Annotated in this window: 15 protein-coding genes and 2 pseudogenes; 8 read left to right on the forward strand and 9 right to left on the reverse strand. The window is 74.3% G+C overall.

All coding sequences use genetic code 11. The features are described 5' to 3' along the window. The first annotated feature begins 93 nt into the window (after window positions 1-93). The 5 genes and pseudogenes from DK389_RS29445 to DK389_RS34750 all read left to right on the forward strand — a co-directional run bounded on the left by DK389_RS29445 (window position 94) and on the right by DK389_RS34750 (window position 4,733). Window positions 94-1,619, forward strand: a pseudogene (locus tag DK389_RS29445) (phytoene desaturase family protein). Between the two features lie 157 nt (window positions 1,620-1,776). Then, window positions 1,777-2,532 (forward strand): lysophospholipid acyltransferase family protein, encoded by a 756-nt coding sequence (locus tag DK389_RS29450; protein ID WP_109896955.1) that lies wholly within the window; start codon window positions 1,777-1,779, stop codon window positions 2,530-2,532. Next, entirely contained in the window at window positions 2,529-3,662 is a 1,134-nt protein-coding gene (locus tag DK389_RS29455) for a glycosyltransferase family 2 protein (protein ID WP_194075133.1), read from the forward strand. The genes DK389_RS29450 and DK389_RS29455 overlap by 4 nt, the downstream gene beginning before the upstream one ends. Before the next feature lie 100 nt (window positions 3,663-3,762). Further along, window positions 3,763-4,494: an MBL fold metallo-hydrolase gene (locus tag DK389_RS29460; RefSeq protein ID WP_236960430.1), complete on the forward strand. Its 732-nt coding sequence runs from the start codon at window positions 3,763-3,765 to the stop codon at window positions 4,492-4,494. Continuing rightward, window positions 4,461-4,733: an MBL fold metallo-hydrolase gene (locus tag DK389_RS34750; protein WP_236960431.1), complete on the forward strand. Its 273-nt coding sequence runs from the start codon at window positions 4,461-4,463 to the stop codon at window positions 4,731-4,733. Before DK389_RS29460 ends, DK389_RS34750 begins: the two co-directional genes overlap by 34 nt. A gap of 5 nt (window positions 4,734-4,738) precedes the next feature. Here the strand turns inward: DK389_RS34750 and cutA are convergent, their stop codons facing one another. Then, window positions 4,739-5,068 (reverse strand): divalent-cation tolerance protein CutA, encoded by a 330-nt coding sequence (gene cutA / locus DK389_RS29465; protein WP_109895115.1) that lies wholly within the window; start codon window positions 5,066-5,068, stop codon window positions 4,739-4,741. 77 nt (window positions 5,069-5,145) lie between these two features. On the opposite strand from cutA, the gene DK389_RS29470 reads away from it, so the two are divergent. Next, complete coding sequence (locus DK389_RS29470) at window positions 5,146-5,916, forward strand: NAD kinase (RefSeq protein ID WP_109896957.1); 771 nt, start codon at window positions 5,146-5,148, stop codon at window positions 5,914-5,916. Window positions 5,917-5,925: 9 nt separating this feature from the next. On the opposite strand, the gene DK389_RS29475 is transcribed toward DK389_RS29470, so the two are convergent. From DK389_RS29475 to DK389_RS29500, 6 genes and pseudogenes are all read right to left on the reverse strand, one after another. Then, entirely contained in the window at window positions 5,926-7,521 is a 1,596-nt protein-coding gene (locus DK389_RS29475; RefSeq protein ID WP_109895117.1) for a DUF2336 domain-containing protein, read from the reverse strand. Then, window positions 7,518-8,641 (reverse strand): annotated as a pseudogene (locus DK389_RS29480) (lytic transglycosylase domain-containing protein). Before DK389_RS29480 ends, DK389_RS29475 begins: the two are co-directional and overlap by 4 nt. 200 nt (window positions 8,642-8,841) lie before the next feature. Beyond that, window positions 8,842-9,444 (reverse strand): flavin reductase family protein, encoded by a 603-nt coding sequence (locus DK389_RS29485; protein WP_109895119.1) that lies wholly within the window; start codon window positions 9,442-9,444, stop codon window positions 8,842-8,844. Between the two features lie 63 nt (window positions 9,445-9,507). Further along, window positions 9,508-10,464 (reverse strand): diguanylate cyclase domain-containing protein, encoded by a 957-nt coding sequence (locus DK389_RS29490; RefSeq protein ID WP_109895121.1) that lies wholly within the window; start codon window positions 10,462-10,464, stop codon window positions 9,508-9,510. Between the two features lie 96 nt (window positions 10,465-10,560). Beyond that, a complete protein-coding gene (locus DK389_RS29495; protein WP_109895123.1) occupies window positions 10,561-10,983 on the reverse strand; it encodes a DUF1801 domain-containing protein in 423 nt (140 codons plus the stop codon). Between the two features lie 28 nt (window positions 10,984-11,011). Next, window positions 11,012-11,587, reverse strand: coding sequence for a nitroreductase family protein (locus DK389_RS29500; protein WP_418291983.1), 576 nt, complete (start codon window positions 11,585-11,587; stop codon window positions 11,012-11,014). Window positions 11,588-11,783: 196 nt separating this feature from the next. Here DK389_RS29500 and DK389_RS29505 point away from each other — a divergent pair, with 196 nt between their 5' ends. Next, window positions 11,784-12,683 (forward strand): hypothetical protein, encoded by a 900-nt coding sequence (locus DK389_RS29505; RefSeq protein ID WP_109895125.1) that lies wholly within the window; start codon window positions 11,784-11,786, stop codon window positions 12,681-12,683. On the opposite strand, the gene DK389_RS29510 is transcribed toward DK389_RS29505, so the two are convergent. Together DK389_RS29510 and DK389_RS33205 are read right to left on the reverse strand one after the other, a co-directional pair. Further along, on the reverse strand, window positions 12,631-13,584 hold the full coding sequence (locus tag DK389_RS29510) for a DMT family transporter (RefSeq protein ID WP_109895127.1): 954 nt from the start codon (window positions 13,582-13,584) through the stop codon (window positions 12,631-12,633). The two genes, DK389_RS29505 and DK389_RS29510, sit on opposite strands and share 53 nt — an antisense overlap. Before the next feature lie 225 nt (window positions 13,585-13,809). Then, a complete protein-coding gene (locus DK389_RS33205; protein WP_162560957.1) occupies window positions 13,810-13,950 on the reverse strand; it encodes a hypothetical protein in 141 nt (46 codons plus the stop codon). Between the two features lie 107 nt (window positions 13,951-14,057). Between DK389_RS33205 and DK389_RS29515 the strand changes: the two genes are divergently transcribed. Beyond that, window positions 14,058-15,452: an aminotransferase-like domain-containing protein gene (locus DK389_RS29515; protein ID WP_109895129.1), complete on the forward strand. Its 1,395-nt coding sequence runs from the start codon at window positions 14,058-14,060 to the stop codon at window positions 15,450-15,452. Window positions 15,453-15,559: the final 107 nt, after the last annotated feature.

Consider the following 15,559-nt stretch of genomic DNA (forward strand, 5'->3'; position numbering starts at 1 on the left):
GCGCGACCTGCCACCGCGTTGACCGATGCCGACCTCCGACTAGCTTTGCAACGGGGATGCGGCCGACGCCGTGTCCCGAGGAGTGACAACGACATGCAGTCCGGTTCCTCGGTCGCCGTCATCGGCTCGGGTCTCGGCGGGCTCGCGGCGGCCTGCGTGAGCGCCGCCCGCGGGCACCGCGTCACCCTCTACGACAAGAACGACTGGCTCGGCGGCAAGGCCGCGGTGCTGCATGAAGGCGGCTTCCGGTTCGACATGGGACCGACCATCCTGACCGTGCCCCGGGTGCTGGAGCGCATCTTCGCCGAGGCCGGGCGCAACGTGCACGACTATCTCGACCTGCGCCGCCTCGATCCGCAATGGCGCTGCTTCTTCGACGACGGCACCCGCATCGACCTGATGCAGGATGTCGAGCGGATGGCCGCCGACATGGACCGCTTCGTCCCGGCGCCGGGGCCGGCGAGGGCTACAAGCGCTTTATCGGCATCTCCGAGCACCTGCACGACGTCTCGAACCGGTTCTTCTTCTGGAAGCCGGTGGAGGATCTGTTCGACACGATCAACATCCGGGCGAACCTCAACCCCGGTACGCTCCGCGACGTTCTGAGCCTGCGCATGCACGCCTCGGTGGCGAGCACCATCCGCGGCAAGGTGAAGGACGCGCGCCTCGCCCAGATGCTCGATCATTTCGTGCAGTATGTCGGCTCCTCGCCCTACGGCGCGCCGGCCGTCCTCTGCGCCATCGCCCACATGCAGACGGCGGAAGGGGTCTGGTACCCGATGGGCGGCACCCGCGCGGTGGCCGAGGCGCTGGCCAGGCTCGCGGAGGAACTCGGCGCGACGCTCAAGCCCGCCACCGAGGTGACGGGGCTCGCGGTCGAGAACGGGGCGGTCACGGGCCTTCGCACGCAGGAGGGCCACGCCCCCTTCGATGCCGTGATTTCGAACATGGATTCGGTGCGCACCTACCGGGAACTCGTCGGCGGCGAGGTCGGCAGGTCCTACGAGAAGAAGAGCTTCGAGCCCGCCTGCTCCGGCGTGGTCCTCTATCTCGGCCTGAACAGGCGCTACGAGCACCTGAACCACCACGATTTCGTCTTCTCCCGCGACCCCGAGGAGGAGTTCGACTTCATCTACAACAAGGGGGAGCCCGCCCCCGACCCGACCGCCTACCTCGCGGCCCCCTCCTCCACCGACCCGTCGGTGGCGCCCGACGGCGGCGAGGCTCTCTACGTCCTCGTCCACACGCCCTATCTGCGACCGCACCACGACTGGTCGACGATGTTCCCGGCCTACCGGCGCACCATCCTCGACAAGCTCAAGCGCACCGCGCACATGCCGGACCTCGAGGAGCGGATCGTGGTCGAGCGCCATCTCACGCCGCAGGACATCCACGAGCGCTACAAGGTCCTGAACGGCGCGATCTACGGGCTCGCCAGCCACGGCCGGGTGATGGGCGCCTTCAAGCCCGGCAACCGCTCGCGGCAGGTGCGCGGCCTTTATCTCGCCGGCGGCGCGGCCCATCCGGGGCCCGGCATGCCGATGGTGATGATGTCGGGCTGGATCGCCGCCGACGCCCACGACGCGGATGCCCGCGGCGAGGTCCGCAAATCCGCCTGAGCCGCCCGTGAACCCGCCCGCGCCCGGCCGGTTGAACCCGGAGGGCGGCGGAGAGCCCCGAGGCGAGAGCGTGCCCGACGCGTCGAACGAATCCCTGAAGCCAGCGCGCCGCGGCCCCCCCGAGCCCGGCCCGGTCTCGCCCCTCCTGTGGCGGTTCATGGTCTCCTATTTCGACCGCTTCCTGCGTCGTAACCTCAATGCCCTCCGTCTTGCCCGCTGGGGCAGGCCGGAAGGGCTGGCGCATCCCGGCCCGATCGTCGTCTACTGCAACCATCCCGCCTGGTGGGATGCGGCCACCCTGATCCTGCTGGGTGCCCGGCTCTTCCCGGGGCGCATCCATCATGCCCCGTTCGATGCGGACGCGCTGGAGCGCTACACCGTCTTCCGCCGCATGGGCGCCTTCGCCGTCGACCTCGAGACGGGCCGCGGGGCGGCGCAGTTCCTCAGGGCCTCCCGGGCGATCCTGGGCCGGCCCGGACGCATGCTGTGGATCACCGCGCAGGGGCGCTTCGCCGATGTCCGGGCCCGGCCGCTGGCCCTTCGCCCCGGCGTGGCGCGGCTGCCCGAGATCGCGCCCGACGCCCTGGTCCTGCCGCTCGCCCTCGAATACGCCTTCTGGGAGGAGCGCGGGGCCGAGGCCTTCGCCGCCTTCGGGACCCCGATCCCGGCCGCGGACCTCCTCGCCCTGCCCCGGCCCGAGCGCCTCGCGCGGCTCGAGGCCGAACTGACGGCGACCCTCGACCGCCTGAGCGCCGACGTGATCGCCCGCGAGCCGGCGCGCTTCGTCGCCCTCGTCTCCGGCGCCAAGGGCGTCGGCGGAATCTACGATTCCTGGCGCCGCCTCAGGGCGCTGATGGCCGGGCGCCGCTTCGACCCGGCCCACCGGGCCCCCGGCGCGGCGAAACGCCCATGATGCTCGCGCTCGCCCTGATCGCCCTCGCCCTCGCGCTATTGCCGGCGGCGCTCGCCGCGGCGAACCTGACCCTCCTGCGCACCCCGGAGGCGGAGCCCGGCACGGGCCTCGTCTCGATCCTGATCCCGGCCCGCAACGAGGCGGACAATATCGGGCCGACCGTACGGGCCGCGCTCGCGAGCACCGACGTGCCGATCGAGGTGCTCGTCGGCGACGACCACTCGACCGACGCCACCGCCGCGCTGGTGCGGGAGGTCGCGGCCGGCGATCCGCGCCTGCGCCTCCTGCCCGTCCCGAGCCTGCCCGAGGGCTGGACGGGGAAGAACCACGCCTGCGCCCACCTCGCCGAGCGGGCGAGGGGCGAGCATTTCCTCTTCATCGACGCCGATGTCCGCCTCGAATCCGACGCCGCCGCGGCACTCACGGCGCATGCCCGGCGGACCGGCTCCGCGCTCGTCAGCGGCGTGCCGCGCCAGCGGATGGAGAGCCTCGGCGAGCGGCTCACCGTGCCGATGATCAACTTCCTGCTGGTCGGCTACCTGCCGGTGGCGATGATGCGCGCCTCGCTCCGCCCCTCCCTGGGCGCGGCCTGCGGGCAGCTCGTCCTCGTGACGCGCGCGGCCTACGAGGCTGTGGGCGGCCACGGCGCCATCCGCTGGAGCCTGCACGATGGCGTGCATCTGCCCCGCCTGCTGCGGCGCTCCGGGCATCGCACCGACCTCGTGGCCGGCCAAGCGCTCGCCACCTGCCGGATGTACCGGGGCTTCGCCGCGGCCTGGGCCGGCTTCTCGAAGAACGCGCACGAGGGGATGGCGACGCCGCGTGCCCTGCCGGTGTGGACCCTGCTCCTGTTCGGCGGGCAGGTGCTGCCCTGGCTCCTCGTCCTGGCGGGCCTCGCCGGCCTCGTGTCCGGCACGGTGCTCGCCGTCGCGCTCGCCGCCGTCGTCGTGTCGCTCGCCACCCGCGCCGCCATCACGCTGATCGTCCACGAGCCGATGGCGACGATCCCGCTGCACCCGGCCGCAGTTCTGGTGGCCCTCGCCATCCAGTGGAACGTGCTCCTGCGGCGGGAGCGCGCCGGGGCGGCGACCTGGAAGGGGCGGAACTACACGATCGGCGGCGCGCCGTAGGTCGACCCCGCTGGGGACGCTGCACGCCGCAAGCGGCCCTTGAAGCCCCTCGCGCCCGCGATAGCTCAGGTTCCGCACCCCGCACCCGGAGGCCCGAGCCATGCCGATCGACCGCCGCACGATGCTGGGGGCCGCGCCCCTGCTCCTCGCAGGCTCCCGCGCGGGCGCCGCCCCTGCCCAGGATGCCGCCTCCCAGGACGCCGGCACGATCCCGGGCGTCTACCGCTACCGACTCGGCGACGCGACGGTGACGGCCCTGCACGAGGGCACGCTCGGGCGCCCGCTCGACGCGAGCTTCATCCCCAACGCACCGATCGAGGCCGTGCGGGCCGCGATGGCGCGGGCCTTCATGCCGCCGGACCGGCTCGACATCACCTTCACGACGCTCCTCATCGAGAGGGGCGGCCACCGCATCCTCGTCGATACGGGATTTGCCGATAACGGGCCGCCTAGGACGGGGGGTACTCTGCGCGGCCTCGCGGCGGCGGCCATCGACCGGGCCTCGATTGACACCGTGGTGCTGAGCCACTTCCACCTCGACCACGTGCTCGGCCTGCGCCTCAAGGACGGCAGCCTCACCTACCCGAACGCCGAGGTGCTGGTGCCCGGCCCCGAATGGGCCTTCTGGATGGACGCGGGGCTGGCCGCCCGCGCGCCCGAGCGCCTGCGCCCGAACGTCGAGGCGGTGGCCCGCATCTTCGGGCCCGGCGGCCCGCGGGTGACGCAATTCGCGTGGGAGAAGGAGATCCGCCCCGGCTTCACCGCCCTGCCCGCCCCGGCCACACGCCGGGCCACACGGTGTTCCTGCTGGAAGCCGGCCCCGGCCGCCTGATGCTGATGTCGGACGTGACGAACCACCCGGCCCTCTTCGTGCGCAACCCGGACTGGTCGGCGGTGTTCGACATGGACGCCGATCAGGCCCGTGCCACCCGGCACCGCCTGCTCGACCGGGCGGCCGCGGACCGCGTGCAGGTCGCCTTCTACCACGCGCCCTTCCCCGCCACCGGGCACGTCGCGAAAAGCGGTGACGGCTACGAGCTCGTGCCCGTGCAATGGGGCGCGCCGACCTGAGGCGTTCAGCCCTCGCCCTGGCCGGTCTCCGCCAGAATCCAGGCGAGCGTGCCGGGATCGGCCTCCGCGACGTCGAGATGCAGCACGATCGGCGTCTCGTAGGGATGGCGCGCCTTCAGGGCCTCGGCCAGCGCTTGGCCCAGGCCGTGGCGGGTCTTGAGGATCGCGACGACCTCCTCGCCCCGCTCCACCGCGCCCTTCCAGGCGTAGACCGAGCGCATCCCCGGGATCACGTTCACGCAGGCGGCGAGGCGGGCGCGCACGAGATCCTCGCCGACCCGGAGCGCCGTCTCGGCATCGGGGAAAGTGGAGTAGACGAGGTGCGCACGCTCCATGCTATGGCTCTCCCGCGATGGTGCCGCGATCAGGCGCGCGCCGGAGTCCCGCGTCAACCGGGCGGATGGTGATCGGCATGTCGCAGCGTTTCCACCGCATCGCCTTCGTCGCGAGCCCGACGCCCGATGCGCGGGCGGCGGCGGCGGCCCTGATGCGGCGCTACGACCACGTCACGCCCGAGGATGCCGACGTGGTGGTGGCGCTCGGGGGCGACGGCCTCGTGCTGCAGGTGCTCCACCGCTTCATGCACCAGGCCAAGCCGATCTACGGCATGAACCGCGGCACGGTCGGCTTCCTGATGAACGAGTTCCGGGAGGACGGCCTGCTGGAGCGCCTGGAACGGGCCGAGCGCAGCGTGATCCATCCGCTCCTCATGGAGACGCGGGACACCGAGGGGCGCCGCCACGAGGCGCGGGCGCTCAACGAGGTCTACATGCTGCGCCAGACGCACCAGACGGCCAAGCTCAAGATCGCCGTCGACGGCCACGTGCGCCTGCCGGAACTGATCGCCGACGGGGTGCTGGTGGCGACGCCCGCGGGCTCGACCGCCTACAACCTCTCGGTCGGCGGGCCGATCCTGCCCCTCGACGCGCAGCTCCTGGCCCTGACGCCGATCTCCGCCTTCCGGCCCCGGCGCTGGCGCGGGGCGCTGCTGCCGAACTACGCCCGCATCCGCATCGAGGTGCTGGACGCCGACCACCGCCCGGTCGCGGCGGTGGCGGACCACACCGAGTTCCGCCGGGTCTGCACGGTCGAGACCTGGCTCGACCAGGCCACCGACCTCGTCCTCCTGCACGATCCCGGTCACAGCCTCGACGAGCGCATCCTGCGCGAGCAGTTCGGCTGAGGACGCTCCTCAGGCCGCGAGCTTCAGGCGTGCGCGGTCCTCGCGGTAGCTCGCGATGAGGGCGGCGGGGATCGTCTCGAGCACGGCCTCCGCCGCGGCCTCGGCCGTCTCGCGGGCGCGGGCCTCCGCCTCCCGGGCGGTGCGGGCCTGCTCCTCGCGGAAGCTCGACAGGATCGCGTCCGGCAGCGCGTCGAGGACGGCGCTGACGGAAGCGGGCAGATCGGCCGCCATCTCCGGGCCCGGGCGGACCGGCTCCACGGAGGCGGCCTCGACGGACACGGCCTCGACGAGATCCGCCTCGATCGCGGCGGCGCGGATCTCGATCGTGTCGGCCTCGACGGGGATCGGCTCCGACAGCGGCGCGACGGCCGCGCGGACCTCCACATCCCGGACCTCCATTTCCCGGGCCTGGGCCTCCTGCCACTCCACGTCGATGCGGCTGGCCTCCAGGCGGGCGGCCTCGCGGGCCTCCGCCTGCTCGGCGATGGCGCGGGCGACAGCACGGGCCTCGTCGCGGGCGGCCTCGGCCTCGTAGCGGGCGAGCAGCGCCGTGACCGCCTGCATCTCGGAGAACGGCATGTCCTCGCAGGCGGTCAGCGCCCGCTCGATCATGCGGCGGGACAGGCCGGCCCCGCTCAGGGACGTCGCGCCGGTCTCCGCCTCGCGCCAGGCCGAGAGGGCGGCGGCGAAGGCGGGCAGCAGGCCCTCCGGCAGGCCGGCCCGGAGATGGAGGCCGCCGTAGCCGCGGGCGTTGCGCAGGAGGCCGGCGACCCGGGCGCGGTCGAGCCCGGCAAGGTCGGAGAGCGCGGTCTCCGCGAAGGCCATCTGGCCCGACAGGATGGCCCGCAGGACGAGGCCGGCATTGAGCTGGCCGCTGGTGCGCAGGTGCTGGACGACGCGGGCGAGCGCCGCGGCGCCCGCTCCGGCGCAGAGGTCGAGCACCGCGCGCTCGCGCGCCTCCCGGGCCATCCGCTCGCCCCGCTCCGGCGAGAGCCAGCCGCTGGCCGTGACGAAGCCGGACAGGGTCTCGGCGAGGCGCCCGGCGACCGCGTGGCGGACCTCCAGCGGCAGGTCGGCCCGGGCGAGGAGCGCCTCGCGCAGGGACGCGTCGCCGCCGTGGCGCTCGACCATGCGCAGCAGGCGGCCCGTGGTGATCCGGGCGGTGGGGTTGGCGGCGAGCCGGGCCAGCGTCTCCGCGCCGCCGATCTCGGCCAGCGCGCCGGCCACCGCGTGGGTGAGGTGGTGGCGGCCGGCGATGACGCCGCGGATCGCCTCGCAGCCCATGGCGGCGGCGTCGACGAGGTCGGCGTCGGTGAGGATGGGCGAGCGGGCGAGGACGAGGCCGGCGATCTCGGGCTGGTCGGCGGCGAGCGTCACGACGAGGGGGCGCGGCGCCCGGGCCGAGGCGGCGCAGGCCTCCGCCAGCGCCCGGCGGACCAGGGGGGACGGGTCGTCGAGGAGCGCCAGGATCGCGGTCTTCGCTTCCCAGGCCGCGTCGGCGCCGAGATTGCCGTAGAGGTAGGCCCGCGCCAGCGCGGAGGCGGCCTCGGCCCGGCGGCCGGCGGAATCGTGCTGCGTCCAGGCCAGGAACTGGCGGATCATCATGGGCCGCTCCGGATCATGAACAGGGAGAGGTCGAGGGGGGCCTTCGCCCGTGGCTTGGTGGCCGTTGGGGCGGCACTCTGGGCCGAGAATTCGGCCGGCCGGCGCGGCGGCAGCGGCACGGTGATCGCGCCGGTGATCGCGCCGGTGATCGCGCTCTCGGCGGGCACCGATGCGATCACCGAATCGACCTCGGGCGCGTTGTTCGCGATCATCGCGTCGGCGCCCGCATCCGAGCGGGGGAAGTAGGTCGGGGCCCTGCGCTCCGCGCTGCCGCCGCCCCGCTCCTGACCGCGCTCCTGCCAGAGCCGGGCGACGCCCTCGGAGATCGCGCCCTGGCGCCGGTCGGTCTGGAACAGGCTGCGCAGGCCCCCGCCGTCGAGGGAGGCGTAGGCGGTCGCCCCCTGCGGCAGGGCGGTGAGGTCGCTGGCCGCGGGCGCTTTCGCGGCGGCGGCGGCGGCCGAGGCGGGACCCGAGGCGAGCACCGCGTAGAGCTCGGAGGAACTCCGCGCCCGGCCCGTGCGGTCGTAGAACAGGCTCCGGTTGGCGGCGGCCGCCTCCGGCAGGTCGAGGGCGGCGGAGCGGGCCGGGAAGGTCTGGGCGTTGCCGATCAGCGTCGCGGCGCCCCGCGCCCCGAGGACGTGCGCGGCGTAGAGGTCGCCCGAGGTCGGCTCGCGGCCGAGCGCATTGCCCAGCGCCTCGCGGTTCTTCTGGGTCAGCGCGCCGGCGAGCGTCGCGGCGACCTTCGGGTCGCGCCGCAGGTCGAGGATGGCTTGGCGCGCCTGCCCGTCGGCCACCGTGTAGGTGCCGTCGGCTCTCGCCGTGATGGCGTCGGCGTAGGTGCCGAGGCCGAGATTCGGCCCGGCATTCTTCATCACCCCGAGCCAGGTCTGCTCGATGAACTGGAACAGGCCGGTCGCCGTCGAGGTGCCGGCCTTGGCGGAGGGGTCGAGGGCGGATTCCCGCTGGGCGGTGGCGAGCAGGTAGTCGAAGCCGACGCCGGTGCTCTGCGCCCCGTCGCGGATCGCCGCGACGACCTCCGCCGAGCCGGCGCTCCGCGCGGCCGTCGCGGGCGCCGGGGCGGTCTCGCGGGTGCTGGCCGGGGGGTGGTGAACAGGAACATGCAGGGCCCGATCGGGGCGCGCCGGAAGTCTGGCGGGCGCGGCGCGAAGGAGCCGGAACGCGCTCCCTTAGGAGCCTGATCCTGTTGCGGTTATGGTAAAGGAAGATTGAATGCCGGGAGCGGAGATCGGTCCCGATGCGAGCCCACCTCTCCCGAACGGGAGAGGTGGTGCGGCGCGCCGTCCCGAGAGCCCCTGCCCCCTATCCCCCGCCCTTCGGCCGGCGCATCTCGAAGCGGGTCTCGGGCGTGGCCGTGAAGTAGTCGAAATAGCCGGCCCGCATGATCGGGCGCATGGCGCCGGTGTCGACGCGGCCCTCCACGACGAAGCGGTCGTCGATGTAGATCGAGACCACCTGCCCGATCACGAGGAAATTGGCGGGCTCGCCCCCGTCGAGGGGCACCAGCGGCACGGTCTGCAGCCAGCGGCACTCGATCGCCGCGGGCGCCGCCGCCACCCGCGGCGGGCGCACCTTCCGCGACGGGGCGGTGGCGAGCCCCGCGAAGGCGAACTCGCTCTCGCCGCGGGGGAGCGGCGCCGAGGTGGCGTTGACCGCCTCGCGCAGGTCGAAGCTTGCGAGGTTGCAGACGAACTCAGCCCCCTCCTCCGCGAAGGTCATGGCGTCCTTCCGGCCCGAGGAGGAGAAGGCCACCATGTCGTCGGCCACCGCGTTGAAGAACGAGTAGGGCGCGAGGTTCAGCGCGCCCTCCCGGCTCATCGTGCTGATCCAGCCGATCGGCCGCGGCGCCACGAGCGCCTTCAGCGGGTTGTGCGGCAGGGTGCGGGTCTCGGAATCGTAATGCATGGGATCGGGCTCGGGCGCGGCTCGCGGGATCGTCCGCTCAGATAGGCCGCCGGGCGGCCGCCGTCAGCCCGAGGCGGCGCGGGCCTCGGCCTCGCCGAAGATCCGCACGGCGTTGCGGCCCGCCGCCTTCGCCGCGTAGAGGGCGGCGTCGGCCTCGGCGAACAGGTCCGAACCGGGTGCCCGGTCCCGCCCCGGATCGAGGATCCGTGCCCCGATCGAGGCGCTGACCGCGAGGAAGGCGCCGTTCCAGAGGACGGGCCGGCTCAGGGCGGCGGAGGCGCCGGCCAGCATCCGCAGGATCCGGCCCCGGCCGAGCGGCGCGCGCAGGAGCACGGCGAACTCGTCCCCGCCGATCCGGGCGACGAGGGACGCGTCGGCGAAGGCCTCGCCCAGCCGCTCCGCCGCGGCCCGGAGGCAGGCATCCCCGGCTGCGTGGCCGAGCGTGTCGTTGATCGCCTTGAAGCGGTCGAGGTCGATCAGGACGAGGCCGGCGACGCCGCCGCGATCCTGGCCCGCGGCGGCCACCGCCCGGCAGCGCGCGTCGAACGCCGCGCGGTTGGCGAGGCCGGTCAGGTGGTCGCGCTCGGCGAGGTGCCGCAGCCGCTCCAGCGCCTCCCGCTCGGCCGTGACATCCTGCTTGTAGCCGTAGAGGCGCGCGGGCCGGCCGTCCCCGTCGCGGGCGAGCTCGGCCCCGATCCGGATCCAGCGTTCCTCGCCGCGCCGCGGGCGGATCAGGGCGTCGAGCACGAAGCCCCGTCCCGTGCGGATCGCCTCCGCGCGCAGCCGCTCCATCGCGCCGCGCGAGACCTCCTCGTAGCGCCCCACGATCTCGGGCCGTCGCAGGGGTGCGCCGGGCTCCAGGCCGAACAGGTCGTAGACGCCCTCCGTCCAGGTCAGCCGCTCGGTGGCGAGGTCGCATTCCCAGGCGCCGAGGCGGGCGAGACGCGCGGCCTCGGCGTGCAGCCGCGCCCGGAGCCGGTCCGGGGCGATCGCGACGGCGGAGGCCGGATCCTGGCTCATCCCTGCTCCCGTGATGCCGGGCCGTCGAGCCGGCGCCGTGGCGGGGGATGCTACCCGCACTCCGTTAAGCGCCGGTTGCCGGAGAGGAATAAGGCCCTAGCCGCGCGTCCGGGACAGGTTGTGCGCCACGGCCGCGCGGATCAGGGCCTTGAAGGCCGCTTCGTCGACCGCATCCGTCTCGCGGATATCGATGGCCCGCCGGGTGCCGCCCTCGAGGCCGGCGTTGAAGAGGCCCGACGGGTCCGGGAGCGCGGCACCCTTCGCGAAGGTGAGCTTCACATACGCCCTGTAGGTCTCGCCGGTGCAGAGGATGCCGGCCCGCTCCCAGACCGGCACGCCCAGCATGGCGTTGGACGGCTTTCGCCACTTCACGGCCTCGGCGATCTCGGGATCGGCCTGCCGGATCCAGTGCCGGATCCGGGCGAGCCGCGCGCCGCGCCAATCGCCGAGGGCCGCGATCCGCGCATCGATCAGCCGGGCGGGATCGTCCGCCTCGCCCCCGGTCCGAGCCTCGTCCATCCTGGTCCCCCGGCCGTGTTGGAGTGCCTCAGAGCCGCGTCACGATCTCGGCGAGATCGGGCCGGGGCCGGTCGGCCGGGCGCTCGCTGGCCCGCCCGATATGCACGAAGCCGGCGAGGCGCTCGCGCGGGTCGAGGCCCAGCGCGTCGAGGATGCGGCGGTCGTAGGCGTACCACTCGGTGAGCCAGGCGGTGGCGAAGCCCGAGGCGTTGGCGGCGACGCAGAGGTTCATGGTGGCGGCGCCCGCCGAGAGCACCTGCTCCCATTCCGGGATCTTGGCGTGGGGCCCGGCGCGGGAGACCACGGCGACGACGAGGGGAGCCTGGGCGAGGCGCCCGCGCTCGAGGGCGAGGCGGTCCGCGTCGGCCTCCGGGTGGTCGGCCCGATAGGCCGCCTCGATCACCGCACCGATCCGCTCGCGGGCCTCTCCCGCGATGACGATGAAGCGCCAGGGCGCGAGCTTGCCGTGGTCGGGCACGCGCGCGGCGATCCGCAGGATCGCGTCGAGGCTCCCCGGGTCAGGCCCCGGGCCTTCGAGGCGCAGGGGCGGCACCGAGCGGCGGGCGCCGAGGAAGGCCAGGGTGTCGGGCAAGGATTCAGGCATGGGCACCATCACGGGCGTGAGGGGAGCGGCCGCGGGCATCGACGGCCGCGCCGGTGGCGTGCGAGAATCGGGCGCCGGCGGCCATCACGCCGCCACGGTCGGCGTTCAAGGCAGCCCTAACTGGCCTTCGCGCGGCCGTTTGGCAATCGGCGCGGATGCGTGCCCGGCGCAGTCCCCGGGTGACGGAGTGGGTGGGATGTTGCGTCGGACGGTCTGGCTCGCGGTCGCGGCGGCGCTCCTGCCGGGCCTGGCGCGCGCGCAGAGCCCGTTCGGCCCCGGGCTCGGCCCGGCCCTGCCCTCGATCACCGAGCCCGGCCTGCCCGCCCCGTCGATCGGCGGCGAGGAGGCGGCGCTCGCGCTCTCGGCGGTGCTCGGCGGCACCGACCGCAAGCTCGCCTCCGGCCTCGCCTGGCGGGTCTACGAGGACCGCAGCGACGGCACCAAGCCCACGATCGTCGCCCGCTCGAACGAGGCCGAGCCGAGCCTGCGGCTTCCGGCCGGCGCCTACGTCGTCACCGTCACCTACGGCTTCGCCAGCGCCTCCAGGAAGATCGTGATGTCGGGCCAGCCGCAATCCGAGCGGCTCAAGGTCAATGCGGGTGCGCTGAAGCTCTCCGGCGCCATCGGCGACACGCGGATCCCGCCGGCGCAGATCGCCTTCTCGGTCTTCGTGCCGATCGGGACGAACTCGGAGGGGCGGCTCGTGCGCAGCGGCGTCAAGGCCGGGGAATTGCTGCGCCTGCCCGAGGGCACCTACCACGTGGTCTCGACCTACGGCGAATCGAACGCGATCCAGCGGGCCGACCTCAAGGTGGAGAACGGCCGCGTCACGGACGCCACCCTCAACCACCGCGCCGCGACCGTGACCCTGAAGCTCGTGGCGAGCGCGGGCGCCGAGGCGTTCGCCGGCACCGCCTTCAGCGTGCTGACGCCGGGCGGCGACACCATCCGCGAGGCGATCGGCGCCTTCCCGCAGGTGACGCTCGCCGAGGGCGACTACGTGCTGATCGCTCGCCACGACGGGCAGGTCTACACCCGCGAGTTCAAGGTCGAGAGCGGGCTGGACCGGGACGTCGAGGTGCTGGCCAAATCCTGAGCCGCGGCGCGCCGGGCCGGGCGAAGCGGCGGGCCCCCGCCACGCAGGCCGCGACCGCGGCGGCCGCCACGAGCATCTGACCCTCGACCGCCTCGCCGAGCACGAGGGCCGCGAGCCCGAGCCCGAGGAAGGGCTGCAGGAGCTGCAGCTGGCTCACCGCCGCGATGCCGCCCCGGGCGAGCGCCCGGTACCAGAACACGAAGCCGATCAGCATGCTGAACAGCGAGACGTAGGCGAGCGCCGCCCAGGCCGGGGCGCCAACCGTGCCGGATTGTGCGGGCCGGCAGAGGAGCGCGAGCGGCAGGGTCAGCGGCAGCGACAGGAGCGCGGCCCAGGCGATCACCTGCCAGCCGCCGAGGCGCCGGGCGAGGATGCCGCCCTCCGCGTAGCCGAGCCCGCAGACGAGGATCGCGGCGAGCATCAGCCCGTCGCCGAGGAGCGAGGGGGTGGCGCCCGCCCCCGCCGCGAAGGCGATCGTCACGGCGCTGCCGAGGCCGGAGAACAGCCAGAAGGCCGGCGCCGGCCGCTCGCCCGCTCGGATCGCGCCGAACACGGCGGTGGCGAGCGGCAGCAGGCCGACGAAGACCGCCGCGTGCGCGGCCGTGACATGGGCGAGCGCCAGCGCCGTCAGCAGGGGGAAGCCGACCACCACCCCGAGAGCGACGAGGGCGAGGCCGGCGAGGTCGGCGCGGGCGGGCCGGCTCTGCCGGAGCAGGGCGAGCGCCGCCGCCGCCAAGAGGCCGGCGATCGCCGCGCGGGCGCAGGTGAGGAACAGGGGATCGAGATCCGCCAGCGCGAGCCGGGTCGCCGGCAGCGAGCCGCTGAAGATCGCGACGCCGATCAGCCCGTCCGCGAGGGCGGGGGCCGAGCCCGATCCGGGGGTGGTTGCCTGCGTCGACATCTGAGCCTGGGATTGTTGGCGTCGCCCGCGGAGAAGGGCGGGGGATGGGTCGGGATCGGGGCGCTGCCGTGCCCGCTCGGGAGACGCGACGCGCGCCCTCTCCCGTTCGGGAGAGGGTTGGGGTGAGGGGTGCGACCTCTCCGGACAGCTCGCATCCCTCACCCGGTCGGCTTCGCCGACTCAGACCTCCCGGACGGGAGAGGTGGGGTGCTCCGGTGAGCGGCCTCAGGCCCCGACGAGGATCAGGATCAGGGCGAGGCCGAGCGCGCCCGCCACGACCGCGACGTCGCTGAGCCGGCCCGCGAGGCCCCTCCCCTCCGGCGCCGGGCGCCCGTCCAGCAGCGTGTCGCACCATCCGTCCGCCATCGCGGCCTCCTCTCGTCCTGCGGGGAGGATGCGCCGGGCCGGGCTTCCGCGACAGGGACACCGAGAGTACAATCCGCCGGAACTGTCCTGGATGGCGAGCGGTACGGATGTCGGACACAGGCCTGAACATCGACGGGACCCGCGTCGGCGCGGTGATGGCGGCGATCGAGGCGCGCATCGCCGGCCGGGTGCTCGGCCCGGGCGCGCGCCTGCCCTCGATTCGCGCCTTCGCGGGGACGATGGGCGTCTCGAAATCGACGGTGGTGGAGGCTTATGAGCGGCTGGGCGCCGAGGGTGCCATCGTCTCGCGGCCGGGCTCCGGCTTCTACGTGGCGGGCCGGCCCGAGCCGCTCAGCCTCGCCGCGATCGGGCCGCGGCTCGACCGGGCCGTGGATCCGCTCTGGATCGCGCGGCAATCCCTGGAGGCGGGCCTGGCCCTCCTCAAGCCCGGCTGCGGCTGGCTGCCGGCGGAGTGGATGCCGGACGGGAGCCTGCGCCGGGCGCTGCGCCAGCTCGCCCGCGACGAGGGGGAGCGCCTCGCCTGCTACGACACGCCGCTCGGGCATGCGGGCCTGCGCCAGCTCGTCGCCCGGCGGCTCGTCGACCGGGGCATCCCGGCCCATCCGGACGCGATCGTGCTCACCGATTCGGCGACGCAGGGCCTCGACCTGATCTGCCGGTTCCTCGTCGAGCCCGGCGACGCCGTGCTCGTCGACGACCCCTGCTACTTCAACTTCCACGCCCTGCTGCGGGCGCACCGGGTCCGGGTGGTGGGCGTGCCCTTCGGGGTGGGCGGGCCCGACCTCGCGGCTCTGGCCGCGGCGCTCGCCGAGCACCGGCCGCGCTTCTACCTGACGAATTCCGGGCTCCACAACCCGACCGGCGCCACGGTGAGCCCGGCCACGGTGCACCGGGTGCTGAAGCTCGCCGAGGCGCACGACACCCTGATCGTCGAGGACGACATCTACGCCGATTTCGAGCCGGAGCCGGGGCCGCGGCTGGCTGGCTTCGACGGGCTGGAGCGGGTGATCCACATCGGCGGCTTCTCGAAGACCCTGTCGGCGGCGGCCCGCACCGGGGTAATCGCGCTGCGGCCGGACTGGGTCGAGCGCCTCGTCGACCTGAAGCTCGCGGTGAGCCTCGGCAACGGCAACCTCGCGGCGGGTCTCGTCCACCGGACGCTGAGCGACGGCTCCTACCGGCGCTACCTCGACGGGATGCGCGCCCGCCTCGCCGAGGCGCGGGGAAACGCGGTGAAGCGGCTTTCCGGGATCGGGATCGCGGTGCCGCACGTGCCGTCCGCCGGCATGTTCCTGTGGGCCCGCCTGCCCGGCGGCCTCGACGCGGCCGAGGTGGCGCGGCGCGCGCTCGCGGCCGGCGTGGTGCTGGCGCCGGGCCCGGTCTTCAGCGCCTCGGGCGACGCCGCCGACCGCCTGCGCTTCAACGTGGCCCAGTGCGGCGACCGCAAGGTCTTCGAGGTGCTGGCCCGGGCGATGGGGTGAGGCGGACGCCCTCTCCCGTGCGGGAGAGGTCGAGTCCGCGGAACGCGGACCGGGTGAGGGGGGCGACGTGTCCGGAGCGGTCGCAACCCCTCACCTGGTGCGCCCCG

The sequence above is a fragment of the Methylobacterium durans genome (genome assembly GCF_003173715.1).
In the GTDB taxonomy this organism is placed as follows: domain Bacteria; phylum Pseudomonadota; class Alphaproteobacteria; order Rhizobiales; family Beijerinckiaceae; genus Methylobacterium; species Methylobacterium durans.

Bases quoted from the DNA above. Each gene is read 5' to 3' on its own strand.
- DK389_RS29450 (WP_109896955.1), top strand. From the start codon at position 1,777: ATGGTCTCCTATTTCGACCGCTTCCTGCGTCGTAACCTCAATGCCCTC.
- DK389_RS29455 (WP_194075133.1), top strand. From the start codon at position 2,529: ATGATGCTCGCGCTCGCCCTGATCGCCCTCGCCCTCGCGCTATTGCCG.
- DK389_RS29460 (WP_236960430.1), top strand. From the start codon at position 3,763: ATGCCGATCGACCGCCGCACGATGCTGGGGGCCGCGCCCCTGCTCCTC.
- cutA (WP_109895115.1), bottom strand. From the start codon at position 5,068: ATGGAGCGTGCGCACCTCGTCTACTCCACTTTCCCCGATGCCGAGACG.
- DK389_RS29470 (WP_109896957.1), top strand. From the start codon at position 5,146: ATGTCGCAGCGTTTCCACCGCATCGCCTTCGTCGCGAGCCCGACGCCC.
- DK389_RS29475 (WP_109895117.1), bottom strand. From the start codon at position 7,521: ATGATGATCCGCCAGTTCCTGGCCTGGACGCAGCACGATTCCGCCGGC.
- DK389_RS29485 (WP_109895119.1), bottom strand. From the start codon at position 9,444: ATGCATTACGATTCCGAGACCCGCACCCTGCCGCACAACCCGCTGAAG.
- DK389_RS29490 (WP_109895121.1), bottom strand. From the start codon at position 10,464: ATGAGCCAGGATCCGGCCTCCGCCGTCGCGATCGCCCCGGACCGGCTC.
- DK389_RS29495 (WP_109895123.1), bottom strand. From the start codon at position 10,983: ATGGACGAGGCTCGGACCGGGGGCGAGGCGGACGATCCCGCCCGGCTG.
- DK389_RS29500 (WP_418291983.1), bottom strand. From the start codon at position 11,587: ATGCCTGAATCCTTGCCCGACACCCTGGCCTTCCTCGGCGCCCGCCGC.
- DK389_RS29505 (WP_109895125.1), top strand. From the start codon at position 11,784: ATGTTGCGTCGGACGGTCTGGCTCGCGGTCGCGGCGGCGCTCCTGCCG.
- DK389_RS29510 (WP_109895127.1), bottom strand. From the start codon at position 13,584: ATGTCGACGCAGGCAACCACCCCCGGATCGGGCTCGGCCCCCGCCCTC.
- DK389_RS33205 (WP_162560957.1), bottom strand. From the start codon at position 13,950: ATGGCGGACGGATGGTGCGACACGCTGCTGGACGGGCGCCCGGCGCCG.
- DK389_RS29515 (WP_109895129.1), top strand. From the start codon at position 14,058: ATGTCGGACACAGGCCTGAACATCGACGGGACCCGCGTCGGCGCGGTG.